Origin of the sequence: Vibrio sp. 99-8-1, assembly GCF_013114595.1 — a bacterium.
Lineage (GTDB): Bacteria > Pseudomonadota > Gammaproteobacteria > Enterobacterales > Vibrionaceae > Vibrio.
Window position 1 is genome coordinate 144,733 of sequence record NZ_VTXE01000004.1, and the last position, 17,712, is coordinate 162,444.

Sequence of the window (17,712 nt, forward strand, 5' to 3'; positions counted from 1 at the left end):
ACAAAGTAGATCGCCTATGTCAAAGATAGAAGCACAACAAATGTCAGATAGAGCACTTGATTATTACAAACAAGCCGCTGACCAAATGAAACAAAATAGTCGTTCAGTTAACGTCGCATCCGCGATTGAATTGCTGCATAAGTCCGCTGAGTTAGGTTTAGATGAAGCGAGATATCAGTTAGGTGTTCTCTATGCAGAAGGTCGCTATTGTCAACAAGATCTGAGCATGGCATCTGACTGGTTTACTCTCGCCGCGGAGAGCGGTTTTGTTCCGGCGAAATTTGCTTTGGCGACTCTGTATCGACATGAAGATAAACATCATCAAGCAACAGAACTTCTGATTGAATTAGCCGAACAAGGGGTGATGGAAGCAAAAACAAATCTCGCAGATTGCTACTTAGAAGCGAAAGGCGTGGATAAAGATGTCGCTAAAGGGATAGAGCTATTACAGCAAGCCGCCAATGCGGGGGACCGATTTGCTCAATATCGACTCGGAGTCATCTACTACCAAGGTAAAGAGGTGCCAACAGATTATATTTTTGCCCGAAAAAATATAGTGCTAGCGATGGAGCAAAAATATCTGCCTGCATATTTAGTGATGGGGGCGATGTTAGAGCATGGTTTTGGTATCAATAAGGATGTAATCAAAGCTTATAGCTTGTATTTTTTCTGTGATTATTATGGCATGCCGAATTTGAAAGAGTTATTGAGTGATGTGCTTTTCACGTTGAACGACATAGAGAAACAGCAAGCAAAACAACGTGCTGAGGAGTGGTGCCAAAATGAACCTGCCCCTGTTTAATCACTGGAAAGATGAAACGATAACATTTGATGGTGCAGAGCTAACCAGCTTTGATATTTGGGGAGGCTTGCGAACAGACGATCGCGCGACAACCCAATTCAAAGAAAAAGATTTTCAATACATGACGTTGGTATATTCCACCAAGGATGTTCCCGTTGAGTATGTTTGGCGATGCCCTCCACCTTTTTTAAGTTATAACGACAATAACGTTGAGCGAGCGTTAACAGCAAAGATACCAATACTGCATAACAGTTCGTTAATTGAGAAAGAGCAGCAGGTGGCGCTAAAAAAATTCAGTCGTCGTTTTAATGTTGAATACGAAAACAGCTACTCGATTTTAGTGCCGGTGAGTGATGAGATAGAAGATCGTTGGAAAGCGTCAGTCTGCTTCAGCTTCTCTTCAGAATCGGATTTTAACCCAAGCTTATTTCTGCATCGCTTTCAAGATAAGCTCGTTGCCCTTGCCAATAAGATCTACACCTTATGGATGGCATTTGAGGGGAAGGGCTTTAATCTATACAAAGTGAGAGGGACATTTTGTGACAATGCAATTCATATCGCAAAAATGATGGCTGAAGGCTTTTCTACCAGAGTAATGGCAGAGAAGTTACATATAAGTCGTTCGGGTGTGGAATACCATATTGAAGCGATGAGACAAATGCTTGGAGCGAAAAACCGAGGGAACTTGATTGCAGAACTGTTCCGCAAAGGCATCATCAGTTAAGACAACCGATTTTGAGATAAATGAGAATGTCCATGTGACATTCTCTAATCGAAACTGTTGATGCTACTCGAATCCAGCGCTTTAAGAGCACTTGAGTATAGGCCACGCTATACTTTGACTTTATGACCAACGGCAGCGAAATAAACTAAGTAGATAAAGCTCACCAAAGGAACGACAAACGAGGCTTGAATACCGTGAGAGTCAGATATTTGTCCCATAATTGCGGTAAGTAATGCACCACCAAGAATCGCCATAATAAGCAGACTGCCCCCAAACTTAGAGTCACCGCCAAGATCACGCAAAGATAAACCAAAAATAGTAGGGAACATTAGCGACATACACGCTGAGACGCCAACTAGCGCGTATGCTCCCATCTCACCACCGACAAACATAATTACGGATATAAAGAGTGTGGCGAATGCAGATAATGCGCATAGCAGGTGTTGTGGTTCCATATACTTCATTAAGCCAACACAAACCCAGCGCGAAATAGAGAAAACAATGATTGAAGTGAGTAAATAACTGGATGCTTCTGCTTCTGTACCGCCTACTTCATTCATCACATATCGAATGGTCCATGACCAACAACCAATTTGTGCGCCTACATAAAAAAACTGCGCAATAACGCCGTTGGTGAAGTGGCTACGTTTTATTAGGCGACCAAAAGTCGCGGTTATAGAGTCATGTTTTTCATCGGCAGAGCTGTTGTCAGAAATCTTAGGCATTTTGGTAAACATGACAGCAAGCCAGATACAGACGATAACCGCGGCAACCAATAGATAGGGCGTCATTACGGCGCTAAGTTCTGCTGTTTGAATCTCAGCCAGTTGTTCAGCTGGCATGACTTGGCGCTCTTGATCGGTGGCAGAGTCGAGTTTGGTGAGAATATAGAACTTACCTATCACCACTCCAGTGATCGAACCGATAGGGTTACAGGCTTGAGCAATGTTTAGTCGGCGAGTAGCGGTCTCCTCTGGGCCCATGGCTAGAATATAGGGGTTAGCACTGGTTTCTAGAATAGATAAGCCGCCAGCCAGAACAAAAAGCGCTATTAAAAACGGCATATACTCCATCGCTTGAGCAGCCGGGTAAAAAAGCAGTGATCCAGCGGCGAATAACCCTAAGCCGAGAAGGACGCCTGCTTTATAACTGTATTTTTGAATAAACAGCGCCGCAGGTAATGCCAGCACAAAATAGGCACCATAAAATGCGGTTTGTACTAAACCAGATTGCATATCTGTTAAAGTAAAAACTTTACGAAACTGTGCAATAAGCACATCAGTCATATTATTTGCTAAGCCCCACATGGCAAAACAGGTGCAAAGTAACCAGAAGGCAATTCGAATTTTTTGAGGAATAACTTCTGCACTATTTTTATAATGTGTGTTGCATAATAGATCCGACATTTTACAATCCTTGAGGTCACTTGAGTATATAAAGTGCTTTCTGTTGTAATGTGACGCTTTAATAAATAGTGCTTAACTCACTATATTGCGTCCGTAATGACTAAGTTTATATCTGAATAGTTGCATATTCTAAGGAGACTTTTTCTATTCAGTTTCGATTTGTCTGCAATTAATATTGATTTATCAGAAACGGATATTAATGTCTTTTTAATATCACAGTTATATTCGTTAGAGTCCCATACACCAGAAGACTCACTAAAACCGACACACGAAATAATGCACAAATCTAAGTTCATTTCTCGCAGATTGTCATTGGCATTTTTTCCGTAAAATGCTTTGTATTTTTCGGAGTAATTACCGCCGAGGCTAATGATGCTGATATTACGTTTTTTTTCTAAAGCTAATATTACGTTTATAGAGTTGGTCACAACTGTGCATAAGATATTTGGCATTGCTTGAGCAAATAACCAACTTGAAGAGCTCGCATCAAGCCCAATGACGGCACCTTCTGAAATTTCGCCCATCGCTTCATCAACAAGAAGCTGCTTACTTTCGATGTTGTTCTTTGCTCTATTGTTAAACGAGGTACCAACATCATTTGTTTGTTTAATAGTGGCACCACCATGAACTCGAATTAATAGCTCTTTCTCATCTAAAGCTTTTAAATCTCTTCTAATGGTTTCCACTGATACGTTAAACATATTAGCCAGTTCTTCAACAGTAGCTTCTTGGTTGGTATTAACGTAGTCAACAATTTTTTTCTTGCGCATTACTGCTCCTCTTGTGGGTAAAAGATACTAAACGTATTTGAAATAGAAAACCTAGACAGGAGTCACATTGTGCCCGTTTATGACCGATTGTCAACGAATGCCACAAAAAATGACTGTTGTTGAGTCTTTAGTCTATTTATTATCCCCGAAATCGTGGTTTTACTCCCGATTTTTAAATGAGCATTAGCCGTTTCTCTGTTTTAGCAACTTAACATTAATCAATTCATCAAAAATAGGCCAAATTAGTGCCCGACTTGCCATCAAAATGCCCGTTACGGGCATTTATTGAGATAAATAACGGTCATAGATCGCAAAAACAGGCAAAAACGGTCATTTCGTGACGAGAGTCTAAGAAAAACTATAAATAAGATTTTATTATTCTCCCACTTCGAGAGGAAACGAAATGCGAAAAACTAGAATCTGCAAACTACTTAATGAAACGGGTGAAGTAAAAGTCGACGAACTTTCCAACATGTTTGGAGTGTCACTTGAAACAATTAGACGCGACTTAAAATTGCTTGATAAAAAAGGTTTGCTGGTTCGTGTTTATGGTGGAGCAATAAGCAAAGATACTAACGATATTGGAACATCATTTGTAAAACGTGCAAAAAGCAATGTTGGAGACAAACAACAGCTGGTGGAGATGGCGATAAGTCAAATTAATGAGCATTCAGTGATAGGGCTCGACGCAAGTTCTTCAAGTTGGTTATTGGCCCAGTCGCTACCAAATATAGAGTGCACGGTAGTAACTAACTCAATTAACATTATTAATGCACTAGAAAAGAAAACCAATATAGATATTATAAGTTTGGGTGGGAATTATTCTGAGAAATATAAATCGTTCTATGGGTCTATTGCGAGAGAAACATTAGATAAGATGTCACTTGATGTCTGTTTTATTTCCTGTGTTGGTGTCGACTTTAATAGTGGGGTTTGGGATTCTAATGAATATAATCATGAGATCAAAAAGTCATTAATTAAAATTTCAAATAAAGTGGTTCTTATTGCGGATAAATCAAAGGTAAATAAGAGAAGCTTGCTGAAGGTTTGTGATATTAACGCGTTAGACCATTTAATTACTAATTTAAACTTTGCAGAAGATGATGTTATGACGTTAAAAGAAAATAATGTTGTAGTTAACTGATGTCTATATAAATAAAATATATATATACCTAAAATTTTAGTTTTGGCTGAATATTAAGTGTTCGGTCGAGGGATAATCTTGCCTGAAATATACAAAGCAATATTGAGGAATAAATATGTCAAACGTAACTAAGTTCTCTTTGGATGTGCCCATTGGTGAGGTAAATAAAGGATAATTTTATGAATACTACAATCTTGAAAATGGAAAACATCACCAAAAAATTTCCCGGTGTATTAGCGCTAAATCGCGTCAATTTTAATTTAAGACGTGGGGAAGTTCATGCACTGTTGGGAGAGAACGGCGCAGGTAAATCGACCTTAATGAAAGTGCTGTCCGGTGTCCATGTTCCTAACGAAGGTAAGATTCACTTTGAAGGGGACTATGTGGAGCTTCGCTCTCCTATTGCCGCCCAAAATAAAGGCATCGCCATTATTCATCAGGAATTTAATCTATTTTCTGAACTGACCGTTGCACAAAATATATTTATTGGTCGAGAGTTTCGTGGCGCTAATAAATGGATGCTTGATGAAGCTGCGCAAGAAAAGGCGGCTCAGGAGATTTTAGACAAGTTAAATCTTGATATTAAACCCGACACTTTAGTTGAAAACTTAACAGTAGCGCAACAGCAGATGATTGAGATTGCAAAAGCGCTTTCTGTTAATGCCAAAATCTTAATTATGGATGAGCCAACCGCGGCGCTAACAGAGAGTGAAATAAAAAGCCTGTTTGACGTAACGAATATGCTGAAGGCGCAAGGTGTCGCCATTGTTTACATATCCCATAGGTTAGAAGAGTTGGTGCAGATCGCCGATAGAGCAACGGTGATGCGAGACGGAACCTATATTGGCACCGTTAATTATGCTGAAACCACTATTGATGAACTGATCGCAATGATGGTTGGTCGCGACCTCGGCGATATCTTTCCGAAACGACACAATAAACCGAGTGATGAACTGGTATTAGAGGTTAAGAACTTAAGCCGAAAAGGGGTTCTGTCTAACATTAATTTCAACCTTAGACGTGGTGAAATTTTAGGGTTTGCCGGGCTTATGGGGGCAGGGCGTACGGAAGTCGCTAGGGCTCTATTTGGTGCCGATCCTATAGACAGCGGTGAAATCACCCTATTTGGAAAACGCGCTGAGATAAAGAACGTTCACTCGGCAATCGACCTTGGTATTGGTTATTTAACTGAAGACAGAAAGAAAGAAGGGTTAGCACTAGGTTTGTCCGTCAATGTCAACACCATGCTCAGTAGTTATAAAGAGTATTCGAATAAGTTTTCGGTGATTGACGAGGCTGCATGTCATGAAGTAAGCCAAGATTTGAAAGATAAATTGAAGATCAAAACCCCTGATTTAGACCAGCTTGCTGGGAATTTGAGTGGCGGTAATCAGCAGAAAATCATCATCGCCAAATGGATCTGTAAAGATACTGAGATTCTTATATTTGACGAGCCAACACGCGGCATTGATGTCGGTGCAAAACTGGAAATCTACGAACTCATAAATACGCTTACCGCGCAAGGTAAATCCATCATCGTTATCTCTTCCGAACTGCCTGAAGTATTAGGTATGTCTGACCGTATCTTGGTGATGCGTAACGGCAAGATCACAGGTGAGTTAGAAGCCGAACGTGCCACTCAAGAAAACATCATGAAATATGCCACTTTAGAAGGATAAGAAAATGTCTACCAATGTAAAACCATCAATCGCTCCAAAAGAAACATTGATAAACAAAGAGCTTCTAATGAAGCTAGCTCCGCTGATTAGCCTAGTGCTATTAATGGTATTTTTTAGTTTTGCTACACCTTACTTTTTGAATGTGTCAAACCTACTGACCGTAGCATTACAAACCGCTGTTATTGGCATCATGGCTATTGGTGTTACTTACGTCATCATCACCTCAGGAATTGACTTATCCCTTGGTTCCGTCATGGCATTTTCAGGTGTGGCAGTTGGATTAGCCGCATCAATAGGTTTGCCGCTATGGATGTGTGTTATTGCCGGGGCGCTAGCGGGCTTGCTATGTGGTTGCTTAAGCGGTTTGTTGGTTACTCGCGCAGCCATTCCACCCTTTATCGCTACCCTAGGTTTGATGATGTCAGTGCGAGGAATCAACCTTGTTCTAACTGACGGTAGAGCTCTTTATTTTCAAGACTACCCAACATTCAGAATGCTGGCGCAAGGTCGCCTGTTCGATCTGATTCCTTACCCTGTTATCTACTTTGCCATCATCGCTCTTATCTCTGCATATATTTTGAAGCGCACAGTGATTGGTCGTTACATCTATGCGGTAGGCAGCAGTGAAGATGCTGCTCACTTATCAGGCATCAAGGTCGACCAGGTCAAAATGTTTGTTTACTCATTTTGCGGGCTATTAACAGGTGTTGCCGGTGTCATTTTAACGTCTCGACTAAATTCTGGTCAGCCAACGGTTGGTGTTGGGTATGAGTTAGAAGCTATTGCAGCAGTAATTATCGGCGGAACCAGCCTTATGGGTGGTATCGGAACAATTGGCGGAACCATTATCGGTGCGTTGATTATGGGCATCCTTAAAAACGGACTTAACCTAATGGGGGTCTCTCAATTCTGGCAAATGGTTGCAATGGGTATTGTGGTTGTTGCAGCGGTTTATCTAGACACACTAAGAAAGAAAATGAAATAACAATATTAATCCTTTATATCCTATATACACGGAGAAACATCAATGAAGTTTATTAAATTACCACTAATGTTGACACTTGCTGCTATCGGCTTTGGTACAGCGCAAGCAAAAGATGAAATTTATATTCCTGTTGTTAGTAAAGGGTATCAACATGAGTTCTGGCAAACAGTGAAACTTGGATCTGACACTGCTGCGGAAGAGTTAGGCATCAAAACTAGCTTTGTTGGTCCTGCGGATGAAACTCAAATCTCTCAGCAAATTCAGCTGATGGAAGACATGATGGCGAGGAATCCAGAAGCCATTTTACTTGCGGCTTTAGACTCAAATGCATTGGTGCTTCCAGTCGAAGAGGCGAAGTCGAGAGGTATTGAGATTGCCACTTTTGACTCTGGCGTTAATTCAGATATACCAAAGAGTTTCATCGCCACGAACAACATTAAAGCGGGTGGTGACGCGGCAATGGCGTTAGGACAAATGCTTAAAGGTAAAGGCAAGGTTGGTATCGTTGCTCACGTTGCTGGTACGCAAAGTGCGATTGAACGCTCAAATGGCTTTATCGACGCGATGAAAAAATACTATCCAGAAATCAATTTGTTAGAAGTTCAATATAGTGATGGTGACCCGCAAAAATCCATGGATAAAACCATTGATATGTACCGTGCAAATCCTGATTTAGCGGCTGTTTATGCGACTAATGAAGGGGCGACACTGGGTGTTGCAAATGCGATCGATAGCATGAACTTAGCTGGCAAAGTATTGGTTGTGGGTTTTGATAGCACGGAAGGCATTATCAGCTTTTTGAAGGCGGGAACTATCCAAGGTTTTGTTGTACAAGATGCTTATCAAATCGGTTATCAAGGACTAAAAACATTATACGCGGTACTTAAAGGTAAAAACGTACCACCAGTAATGGATATCCCTGTAAAAGTGATTACAGCAGACAATATTGATAGCCCTGAAATGCAAACATTGCTTTATCCGTTCGGTAAAAAATAACCGTTAACGAGTTAATTTTAGAGGCATTAGCGCGAGCCGATGTCTCTAGGATCTGCTCAGTGATATGAATTTTATTAGCTACCTGCCCAGAATGAGTCTGATTCCGCAGACTAAGTGATAGATTTCTGGTCAAGTAGAACTGAAATAACTAGCCATATGGCGTTAATGCAAAATAGTCGCATTAATGCAGGACTAGAACGTTAATACAGGAATAGAAACATGACAAACCTAGTAAAAGTCGGCATCCGTCCTACCATTGATGGTCGTCGTATGGGTGTACGAGAGTCTTTAGAAGCCCAAACGATGGGCATGGCTGAGCGAGCGGCTGCATTTATTGAAGCCAATCTACGTCACCCTAATGGTGAGAGTGTTCAATGCGTCATTGCAGATACATGCATTGGCGGCGTTGTAGAAGCGGCAGCTTGTGCTGAGAAATTCAAAGGCGAAAATGTTGGCCTAGTCATGACCGTCACTCCTTGCTGGTGTTACGGCACAGAAACCATTGATATGGACCCGCATACACCTAAAGCAATTTGGGGTTTTAATGGCACCGAACGTCCTGGTGCAGTCTACCTCGCGGCGGCAATGGCTGGACATTCTCAAGTGGGATTGCCTGCTTTTTCTATCTACGGTGAAGATGTTCAAGAAGCAGGGGATGAAACTATTCCTGCCGATGTACAACAGAAAATTCTACGTTTTTGTCGCGCTGGTTTAGCGGTAGCAACCATGCGTGGTAAATCCTATCTATCCATGGGATCGGTTTCTATGGGAATTGCCGGTTCGGTGGTTAACCCTGAGTTCTTCCAAAAATACCTTGGAATGCGTAATGAATATGTCGACATGATGGAAATCAAACGTCGATTGGATCGTGAAGTTTACGACAAAGAAGAGCTGGAACTTGCTTTGTCTTGGGTAAAAGAGTGGTGTAAAGAAGGCAAAGACTACAACGGCACACCATTTACCGAAGAGCGTAAAGCGGAAGATTGGGCCACTGTGGTGAAAATGACCATGATTATGCGTGACTTGATGAATGGTAATCCTCGCTTAGCAGAGCTTGGATTTGGTGAAGAGTCACTTGGCCACAACGCAATTTTAGGTGGTTTCCAAGGTCAACGTCATTGGACGGATCACTTACCAAATGGTGATTTCTCCGAAGCGATTCTTAACTCTTCTTTTGACTGGAATGGGATTCGCGAGCCACTCTGCCTAGCGACGGAAAATGACAGCTTGAATGGTGTCAATATGATGTTCGGCAAGCTACTTACCGGCGAGGCGCAGATATTCCATGATGTTCGTACCTATTGGTCTCAAGACGCGGTTGAGCGTGTAACCGGGTATCGTCCTGAGATTGGTTTCCTCCACCTTGTTAACTCTGGATCTGCTGCCCTTGACGGTGCAGGTAAAGCACGAGATGAGCAGGGCCAGCCAGTGATGAAACCGCACTGGCAGTTAACTCAGCAAGATGTGGAAGCGTCGCTAAACGCCACAAAATGGTGCCCAGCCATTGAAGAGTACTTCCGTGGTGGCGGTTTCTCGTCTCAATTTTTAACTGAAGGTGGTATGCCATTTACCATGCACCGTATCAATCTAGTTGATGGCTTAGGCCCGGTGCTGCAAATTGCCGAAGGGCATTCAATAGAACTGCCGGAAGAGGTGCATAACACGCTTAACGAACGTACCAACGCAACATGGCCAACCACTTGGTTTGTCCCTCGTCTTACGGGTGAAGGAGCCTTTAAGAATGTTTATGACGTTATGGCGAACTGGGGCGCTAACCACTGCGTTATAACTTCCGGACACCATGGTGCGGATCTTATTTCGTTAGCCGCAATGCTTCGAATTCCTGTCTCTATGCACAATGTTGATAGCCAAGATATTTTCCGTCCTCATACATGGTCGGCATTTGGCCAAGACGCAGAGGGGCAAGATTACCGAGCGTGCAGTAACTTCGGTCCTTTATATAAGTAATTATCTTTTAGCGCCCTATTGGGGCGCTCTCTTGAGGTTTTAATATGTCTATCGCACTTATATTAGATTGTGGTGCTACAAACGTTAGGGCTATTGCTGTTGAGTCATCAGGTCATATTGTGGCTTCTCATCATATTAGCAATGAAACCGTTCAGACAGGCAATGAGCACGTTTGGAATTTTGACGATATCTGGAACAAATTAGTTCAATGTGTTGGTAATGTTACGGCTCAACTACCGGACATGAAGAGGGCGGATATTTCAGCAATCGCGGTCACCACTTTTGGTGTTGATGGCGCACCATTCAATAAAGATGGTCAGCAAATCTATCCCATCATCTCTTGGAAATGCTCGCGAACCATTGCAGTAATGGCACAAGTTGAAGCAGAGATGGATCGTCAAAAGCTCTATTTAGAAAACGGCGTTGGAGATTACTCCTTTAACACTCTTTATAAACTTAGGTGGCTCAAAGAGCATGAACCTGAGGTTTATCAACAGATGGACAAGTTTGTTTTTATCTCTTCAATGATCAACCACAGGCTCACTGGCAAGTTGACTACCGATCGCACCATGGCAGGTACGTCAATGCTGACAAACTTGCAAACGGGTGAATGGAATAAAGAGGCGCTTGACTATCTTGGCCTGACGGAAGACCACTTTCCTCCCATGGTGGATGCGGGTGAAGTGATTGGAACGGTTAGTCATGAAATGGCGAAACTGTTCGATGTGCCAGACAGTACGGCGGTTATCTCTGCCGGACATGATACTCAGTTTGCTCTGTTTGGTTCCGGTGTTGAAGAGAATCAACCATTTTTAAGCTCTGGTACATGGGAAATTCTCATGGCGAGAGCCAATAACATGACGCTAAACCCTAGTTATTTAGCTGATGGCCTAACCACGGAACTTGATGCGAAACGGGGCTTGTATAACCCAGCGGTGCAGTGGTTGTCCAGTGCGGTAATGGAGTGGGTTTCCAGTACGTATTTTCCGGATCTACAGCAACAGCCTAATAAGTACTCGCAAATGATCAAAGAAGGAAGTGCCGTACCGGCGGGGTGCAATGGGGTGAAATTTATACCGTCATTTCAACCTAAAAAAGACGATGTCACCGGTGGGCACATCTCTGGACTATCCATCAACACCACGCGGGGTGAGATATATCGCTCTGCGCTAGAAGGACTGGCGAGCAAGCTAAAAGAGAGTTTAGCCACCCTTTCTGAGGTGGGTAAGTTCCAAGTGGACAGCTTAGTAGTGGTAGGCGGGGGATCGAGAAATAGCCTTTGGAATCAAATACGAGCGGATGTACTTGAAGTGCCTATTTTGGTGGTGGATGAACCGGAATGCACCGTAATGGGAGCGGCAATGTACGCGCTGGCAGGAGCGGGCGTATATAAAAGTGCAGATGAAGCGCAAAAGGCGATGAAACCGTCGTTTACTACTGTCACTCCCCGTCAAGGCTGATACGAGTAACGTCATTGTCCCAATAACAATTATTTCCAATATTACAACGAGTTGGAGTAGAAATATGCTTAAAAATATACACCCGGCCATTGGTCCAAAGTTGCTGTCGACACTTTGTGAAATGGGCCATGGTGATGAGATTTTGTTAGCGGATGCGCACTTTCCCGCTAACACATTTAATAACAATGTGATTCGTGCTGATGGCATTAGTGTATCTACGTTGTTAGATGGAATTATTCCTCTTTTTGAACTTGATCAGTATGTCGAATGCCCTCTTGTCATGATGGACGCGGTGGAAGGTGATGAGCTCGATCCATCGGTTGAAAAAAGGTACATGGCGGCGATAAGTCAACATTTAGAAAGTCCGCCAGCACTGGAGCGTGTAGAGCGTTTTAGTTTTTATCAACGTGTAAAAAATTGTTCTGCTGTTGTACTAACCGGAGAGACCGCAAAGTATGGCAACATCATTTTAAAGAAAGGCGTTACGCCAATTAAGGAATAAATATGAACCGTAAACAACTATCTCAAGAAATAATTGATACTTGTCTTGAAATGACACGCCTAGGACTTAACCAAGGCACAGCAGGTAACATCAGTGTTCGTTATGATGATGGCATGCTAATCACTCCAACTGGCATCCAGTACGAGCAACTTACTCCAGATCATATTGTTTATGTTGATGCGGAAGGCAATTTTGAACAGGGTAAACTTCCATCAAGTGAATGGGCTTTTCACTTAGCTTGTTATCAAGCACGGGAAGAAGCGAATGCGGTGGTTCATAACCATGCCATCAACTGTGCCACTATCTCTATCTTAAATAAGCCGATTCCTGCTATTCACTATATGGTAGCGGTCACTGGAACAACCGAAGTTCCATGTATTCCTTACGCTACATTTGGCAGTGTGGAACTTGCTACGAATGTTGCCAAAGGTATTAAACAGAGCTCAGCCATTTTGTTAGGAAATCATGGTTGTATTGCCACCGGAGATAGCCTTGCAAAAGCACTTTGGGTTGCGCATGAAGTAGAAGTGCTAGCGGAAACCTACGTGAAAATCTTAAGTACAGGTCAAAAGTACGATGTACTTAGTGACGAAAAAATGGCGTTGGTTATTGAGAAATTTAAGTCATACGGCTTACGTGTAGAAGAAAAATAATAGGGGTGGTTAAAATGGCATTTGCATTAAATTTACCAAAATTAAGTTTGTCTGGTGTAGGCGCAGTCGCAGACGCGGTTGACGTGCTTTCTGAACAAGCCGTTAAAAAAGCGATGATTGTTACGGATAATAATCTTATTGAGCTGGGTATCTTGGATTCGCTTTATCAAGCACTAGACGACAAAAGCCTTGAGTATGTAGTCTTTGACAAGGTTACGCCAAACCCAACTGCCACGTTAGTTCGTGACGGAAAGACATTCTATCAAGAGACTGAATGTGACTGTTTGATCGCGGTTGGCGGCGGCAGCCCAATTGATTGCGCTAAGGCGATCAGAATAGTGACAAGCAACGAAGGGGATATCTGTGACTACAATGGTGTGGGTCTAGTCAAAAATCCCGGTGTATTCTTTGTTGCGATTAACACAACTGCGGGGACCGCGGCTGAGATGACCTCTAACTCGGTCATTACTGACGAAGAAAATGCCGTGAAAATGGTTATCGTTGACGGCAAACAAATTCCCGATGTTGCGGTGAATGATCCGAGCTTAATGGTAGGTCTTCCGGCAAGTGTTACCGCCGCAACGGGTATGGACGCATTGACGCATGCTATTGAGTCTATAGTCACGCCGGGAGCGCATACCTTAACTTTGCCAACAGCACTAGAGTCTGTGCGCTTAATTACCAAGTGGCTGCCTGTTGCGGTGAAAGACGGTGCGAATATTGACGCTCGTGGTAAGTTAGCGGATGCACAGTTTTTGGCGGGAATGTCATTTAACAGCGCGGGTTTAGGTGCAGTACATGCACTAGCTCACCAACCGGGTGCGACGCATAACTTACCTCATGGGGTGTGTAACGCGATTTTGTTGCCTGTTATTAGTGAATTTAATGCCAAGACAAACCCTGAACCTTATCGCGCAGTGGCAGAAGCAATGGGCGGAGATACTCGTTTGTTAAACGATATGGATGCGGCGATGTTAGCCATAGAGCTGATACGTAAGTTGTCGTCAGAAGTCGGCATTCCAGCCGGTTTCTCTGACTTAGGCATCAAAGAATCAGATAGCCATGCATGGATAGATAAAGCGCTTGCAGATGTTTGTATGGGAGGCAACCCACGTCAGCTTTCTCCTGATGACGTTTCTCTATTGTACTTAACTGCTATGTAAGTACATTTTAAAATGCTCTAAAATGAGTTGTTTTAGCCGTTCCTCGAGCGGCTTTTTTGCTTGTTATGCCATAGAGTTTACTTGAGCATATAAGACGCTTACTAATTTGTGCTTTTTATTATTGGCTTGTCATTTATATAATTCGACGCGAATAAAATCTTGTTAAACAAATACCTTACAATTACTTGACTATATTCCAGCGTAACCATGATTTAAATCATATTTTTAAAACCCATGAAGAGAGACACTTTATCGGTAAGTAGAATATAGAGACAAGCTAGTGTTAGCGACAATTCATTTCGAAAAAATAAAAACCAAAGCAGGTCGAAAACTGGTAATGGTTAATAACTTTTTGAACAGCATGGGACTTGGTATCGATGCTGATGTGGAGTTTTTTGTCTGCGCTTATCACGACAGCGAAATCGTTGCATGTGGTGGTCTTGCGGGGAATACACTGAAGTCCATTGCAGTGAACAATGACTATCAGGGTGAAGGACTTTCTACTAAGCTTCTGTCTCAACTTGTGACTTATGCATATGACCTTGGTCGCTATAATTTATTTATATATACCAAACCCGAAAATTATAAAATGTTTAATAAGGCGGGCTTTTATTTACTTACTTCAGTAAAAGATCGAGTTGTTCTTTTAGAAAATAGTAAAAGTCGCTTAAATAAATATTGTCGTAAGCTTCAATCATTAAAAAGAGCGGGTGGTAAAATTGGCAGTATTGTTATGAATGCCAATCCGTTTACCAATGGACATAGATACTTGGTTGAACATGCAGCAAGTCAATGTGATTGGTTGCACCTTTTTGTGGTGAAAGAGGATAGCTCTTTTTTCACCTATCAAGACAGGGTTAATATGATTGAGGAGGGGGTTTCTGACCTCGACAATGTTATTGTCCATCAAGGGTCCGATTACATCATCTCTCGTGCCACATTTCCAAGTTACTTCTTGAAAGATGATGGCGTTATTAACTATTGCCATACCGCGGTTGATCTACAACTGTTTAGAAGTTTTATCGGGCCATCGTTAGGAATTACCCACCGTTTTGTTGGCACCGAACCTATTTGTAATGTCACCCGCTTTTATAATCAGCAAATGCAGAACTGGTTAACCACACCGTCATTGGATTATGACGCCATTAACTTGATAGAAATTCCACGTAAAGAGATGGAGAACCAACCGATATCTGCTTCACTGGTACGTCATCTTCTATTCAATAATGATTGGAATGAAATTAACAAGTTTGTGCCAGCAACCACCTACAACTATTTGAAAAACTTGTTTAGCGTTGAAGACTCGCTATACAACGAAAGAAAGCGACATTACAGCAGCAAACCTCTCCCCAACTCAGTAGCTACGCCTACATTTACTGCTGCCCTATAATCGGAATTGGTGCTTCCGAGGCATCTTCAGGGCAAGAATCAGATATAGCTATTGGTTAAATATCACTAAGACTTATTGAGCTATTACTATTTGCGCAATGCGGTTAACAAGCGCTTGCGCGGAGTCGATATTGTTTTTATACTCGCAAACGATACTTGTCGGAGTGCCAACTGGCTGAGACCGCATTGCGGGATCCGTTGAACTTGATCAGGCTAACACCTGCGAAAGGAACAAGAGCAAATTCTCTCTATATTGATCTGATACTGTCCGTAATTAAGATCAAACACTTGCTCTGTAAGCACCTATCCGCCAAGCATTTTCCATCATTAATTATTAGGAAATTGCTATGTCGAATGCACGTCAATCTCATTGTTATACCGAACGCGAACTCGCGCCAACTGCACATTGCCCGTTTGCTCCATTAGAAGGAGGAATTGGTAATCTCTATCCTGTGGTTGATCATGTTAACTGGATCGCCAGATTACTCGCGCTCGGGATAAAAACCGTTCAACTTAGAATCAAAGATGAACATCAACCCGATTTAGAAAAACAAATTATTGAGGCGATACGTCTTGGCCGAGAATATAAAGCGCAAGTCTTTATTAATGACTATTGGCCACTGGCGCTCAAACATCACGCTTATGGCGTTCATTTAGGACAGGAAGATCTGGACAGCGCAGATCTTGATGCTCTGAAAACGGCCAATATTCGTTTAGGAGTCTCCACTCGCACTGCTCGCGAGCTGCAGCGAGGCTTAGCAATTCGGCCCAGTTATATTGCTATTGGACATATTTTTCCAACCCCAACCAAGCAGATGCCAACCTCACCTCAAGGTGTCGCGACGCTCACTGAACATATCAATACTGTTGCGGGCCGATTTCCTACCGTGGCAATCGGCGGAATTGATCTTTCTAACGTTGCGGCAGTTTGGCAGTCGGGAGTGAGTAGTGTGGCGGTAGTGCGTGCTATCACTCAAGCCAGCGATGTGGAGCAAGCGGTTACTGCCTTTGCCGAGAAGCTGAGTGTCACGAGAGAATCGGTGTCGGGAGCTGATGATGTTAACTGATGAGGCGTTTCTCCGTTATAACCGCCAAATTGCATTAGAAGAGCTGGGGGAAACGGGGCAAGTTGCGTTGCAAAATAGCCGTTTGTTGATCGTTGGGGCTGGAGGGTTAGGCTCTCCTGCTGCTCTGTATTTAGCGGCTGCTGGGATTGGTCATATTGTGATTGCCGATGGCGATAGCGTAGAGAGGTCAAACTTGCAGCGCCAAATCATCTATCGCGATCATCATCAAAATGACAATAAAGCTCGCTGTGCAGCAGAGCAATTGAAGCAACTCAATCCGCTAGTCGCCATACGCACAGTTCAAACGGCACTGACTGGCCAACAACTGAGTATTGAAGTGAGTATGGCGGATATTGTACTTGACTGTAGTGATAACTTTTCCACTCGTTATGCCATTAATAAAGCCTGTTTCGAACAGAAGAAAATTTTGATATCGGCAGCCGCGATTCGTTGGCAAGGACAACTCGTGAGCTTCGATTTTCGTCAACAGCAAGGGCCTTGCTATCACTGTCTTTTTCCGCAACAAGAACAGCAAGATAAACAAGAGAACAGCTGCCGAACGTCCGCCATTTCGGGACCCGTAGTGGGTGTTATGGGTACGATGCAGGCGCTCGAAGCAATAAAAGCCATCACCGATTGCGGAGAGGTGAACTTTGCTCATTTACAGCTGTTTGACGGACTACAAATGAAGTGGCAACGGCTGACGATTTCTCGAGATGTTCACTGCCCGATCTGCGCCACGTCATTTGAACAAGATTTGGATAAAGAACCAAGGATTAATAAGGAAATACCATGTCAACCATAGAAATAAAGGTGAATGACAAGCCTATGTCGATTGCCGAAAATACCTCGATTGAAGCGCTGCTTGCTTTGTTACAGATGCCAAATGGCGCATCTGCTGTCGCGGTCAATCAAGCGATCATTTCTCGCCAGCTCTGGAATGAGACTGTCGTTAACGAAGGTGACCATATCGCCTTATTTCAAGCCATTGCAGGAGGTTAATC

17 protein-coding genes and 1 riboswitch are annotated in these 17,712 nt (G+C 42.8%); of the genes, 15 read left to right on the forward strand and 2 right to left on the reverse strand.

Annotated features, from left to right (window positions below; translation table 11 throughout):
- Window positions 1–16: 16 nt before the first annotated feature.
- Together F0227_RS03340 and F0227_RS03345 are read left to right on the forward strand one after the other, a co-directional pair.
- On the forward strand, window positions 17–802 hold the full coding sequence (locus F0227_RS03340; RefSeq protein ID WP_171751748.1) for a tetratricopeptide repeat protein: 786 nt from the start codon (window positions 17–19) through the stop codon (window positions 800–802).
- Window positions 783–1,526: a helix-turn-helix transcriptional regulator gene (locus F0227_RS03345; protein WP_171751749.1), complete on the forward strand. Its 744-nt coding sequence runs from the start codon at window positions 783–785 to the stop codon at window positions 1,524–1,526. The genes F0227_RS03340 and F0227_RS03345 overlap by 20 nt, the downstream gene beginning before the upstream one ends.
- Window positions 1,527–1,633: 107 nt before the next feature.
- Here F0227_RS03345 and fucP read toward each other — a convergent pair whose 3' ends face one another.
- Window positions 1,634–2,932, reverse strand: a complete 1,299-nt coding sequence (gene fucP / locus F0227_RS03350; protein WP_171751750.1) for an L-fucose:H+ symporter permease — start codon at window positions 2,930–2,932, stop codon at window positions 1,634–1,636.
- A gap of 80 nt (window positions 2,933–3,012) precedes the next feature.
- The gene (locus tag F0227_RS03355) at window positions 3,013–3,702 is read right to left on the reverse strand and encodes a DeoR/GlpR family DNA-binding transcription regulator (RefSeq protein ID WP_171751751.1); all 690 of its coding nucleotides are present in this window, start codon (window positions 3,700–3,702) and stop codon (window positions 3,013–3,015) included.
- A gap of 403 nt (window positions 3,703–4,105) precedes the next feature.
- Between F0227_RS03355 and F0227_RS03360 the strand changes: the two genes are divergently transcribed.
- From F0227_RS03360 to thiS, 13 genes are all read left to right on the forward strand, one after another.
- Window positions 4,106–4,846: a DeoR/GlpR family DNA-binding transcription regulator gene (locus F0227_RS03360; RefSeq protein ID WP_171751752.1), complete on the forward strand. Its 741-nt coding sequence runs from the start codon at window positions 4,106–4,108 to the stop codon at window positions 4,844–4,846.
- Window positions 4,847–5,025: 179 nt separating this feature from the next.
- Window positions 5,026–6,525 carry a sugar ABC transporter ATP-binding protein gene (locus F0227_RS03365; RefSeq protein WP_171751753.1) on the forward strand — a complete coding sequence of 500 codons (1,500 nt, stop codon included), beginning with the start codon at window positions 5,026–5,028 and terminating at the stop codon, window positions 6,523–6,525.
- Between the two features lie 4 nt (window positions 6,526–6,529).
- Complete coding sequence (locus tag F0227_RS03370; RefSeq protein ID WP_171751754.1) at window positions 6,530–7,510, forward strand: ABC transporter permease; 981 nt, start codon at window positions 6,530–6,532, stop codon at window positions 7,508–7,510.
- Between the two features lie 42 nt (window positions 7,511–7,552).
- The gene (locus F0227_RS03375; protein ID WP_171751755.1) at window positions 7,553–8,506 is read left to right on the forward strand and encodes an ABC transporter substrate-binding protein; all 954 of its coding nucleotides are present in this window, start codon (window positions 7,553–7,555) and stop codon (window positions 8,504–8,506) included.
- A gap of 219 nt (window positions 8,507–8,725) precedes the next feature.
- Window positions 8,726–10,474 carry an L-fucose isomerase gene (locus F0227_RS03380; protein WP_171751756.1) on the forward strand — a complete coding sequence of 583 codons (1,749 nt, stop codon included), beginning with the start codon at window positions 8,726–8,728 and terminating at the stop codon, window positions 10,472–10,474.
- A gap of 44 nt (window positions 10,475–10,518) precedes the next feature.
- Window positions 10,519–11,934: an L-fuculokinase gene (fucK, locus tag F0227_RS03385; protein ID WP_171751757.1), complete on the forward strand. Its 1,416-nt coding sequence runs from the start codon at window positions 10,519–10,521 to the stop codon at window positions 11,932–11,934.
- 64 nt (window positions 11,935–11,998) lie between these two features.
- Window positions 11,999–12,436 (forward strand): L-fucose mutarotase, encoded by a 438-nt coding sequence (fucU, locus tag F0227_RS03390; RefSeq protein ID WP_171751758.1) that lies wholly within the window; start codon window positions 11,999–12,001, stop codon window positions 12,434–12,436.
- Window positions 12,437–12,438: 2 nt separating this feature from the next.
- Window positions 12,439–13,089 carry an L-fuculose-phosphate aldolase gene (locus F0227_RS03395; RefSeq protein ID WP_171751759.1) on the forward strand — a complete coding sequence of 217 codons (651 nt, stop codon included), beginning with the start codon at window positions 12,439–12,441 and terminating at the stop codon, window positions 13,087–13,089.
- Window positions 13,090–13,103: 14 nt separating this feature from the next.
- A complete protein-coding gene (gene fucO / locus F0227_RS03400) occupies window positions 13,104–14,252 on the forward strand; it encodes a lactaldehyde reductase (protein ID WP_171751760.1) in 1,149 nt (382 codons plus the stop codon).
- A gap of 280 nt (window positions 14,253–14,532) precedes the next feature.
- Window positions 14,533–15,642: a [citrate (pro-3S)-lyase] ligase gene (gene citC, locus F0227_RS03405; protein ID WP_171751761.1), complete on the forward strand. Its 1,110-nt coding sequence runs from the start codon at window positions 14,533–14,535 to the stop codon at window positions 15,640–15,642.
- A gap of 149 nt (window positions 15,643–15,791) precedes the next feature.
- A riboswitch (TPP riboswitch) is annotated at window positions 15,792–15,889 on the forward strand.
- A gap of 99 nt (window positions 15,890–15,988) precedes the next feature.
- On the forward strand, window positions 15,989–16,708 hold the full coding sequence (gene thiE / locus F0227_RS03410) for a thiamine phosphate synthase (RefSeq protein ID WP_171751762.1): 720 nt from the start codon (window positions 15,989–15,991) through the stop codon (window positions 16,706–16,708).
- Window positions 16,698–17,513, forward strand: a complete 816-nt coding sequence (locus F0227_RS03415) for a HesA/MoeB/ThiF family protein (protein ID WP_171751763.1) — start codon at window positions 16,698–16,700, stop codon at window positions 17,511–17,513. The genes thiE and F0227_RS03415 overlap by 11 nt, the downstream gene beginning before the upstream one ends.
- Window positions 17,501–17,710, forward strand: coding sequence for a sulfur carrier protein ThiS (thiS, locus tag F0227_RS03420; protein WP_216613312.1), 210 nt, complete (start codon window positions 17,501–17,503; stop codon window positions 17,708–17,710). The genes F0227_RS03415 and thiS overlap by 13 nt, the downstream gene beginning before the upstream one ends.
- The last annotated feature ends 2 nt before the right edge of the window (window positions 17,711–17,712 follow it).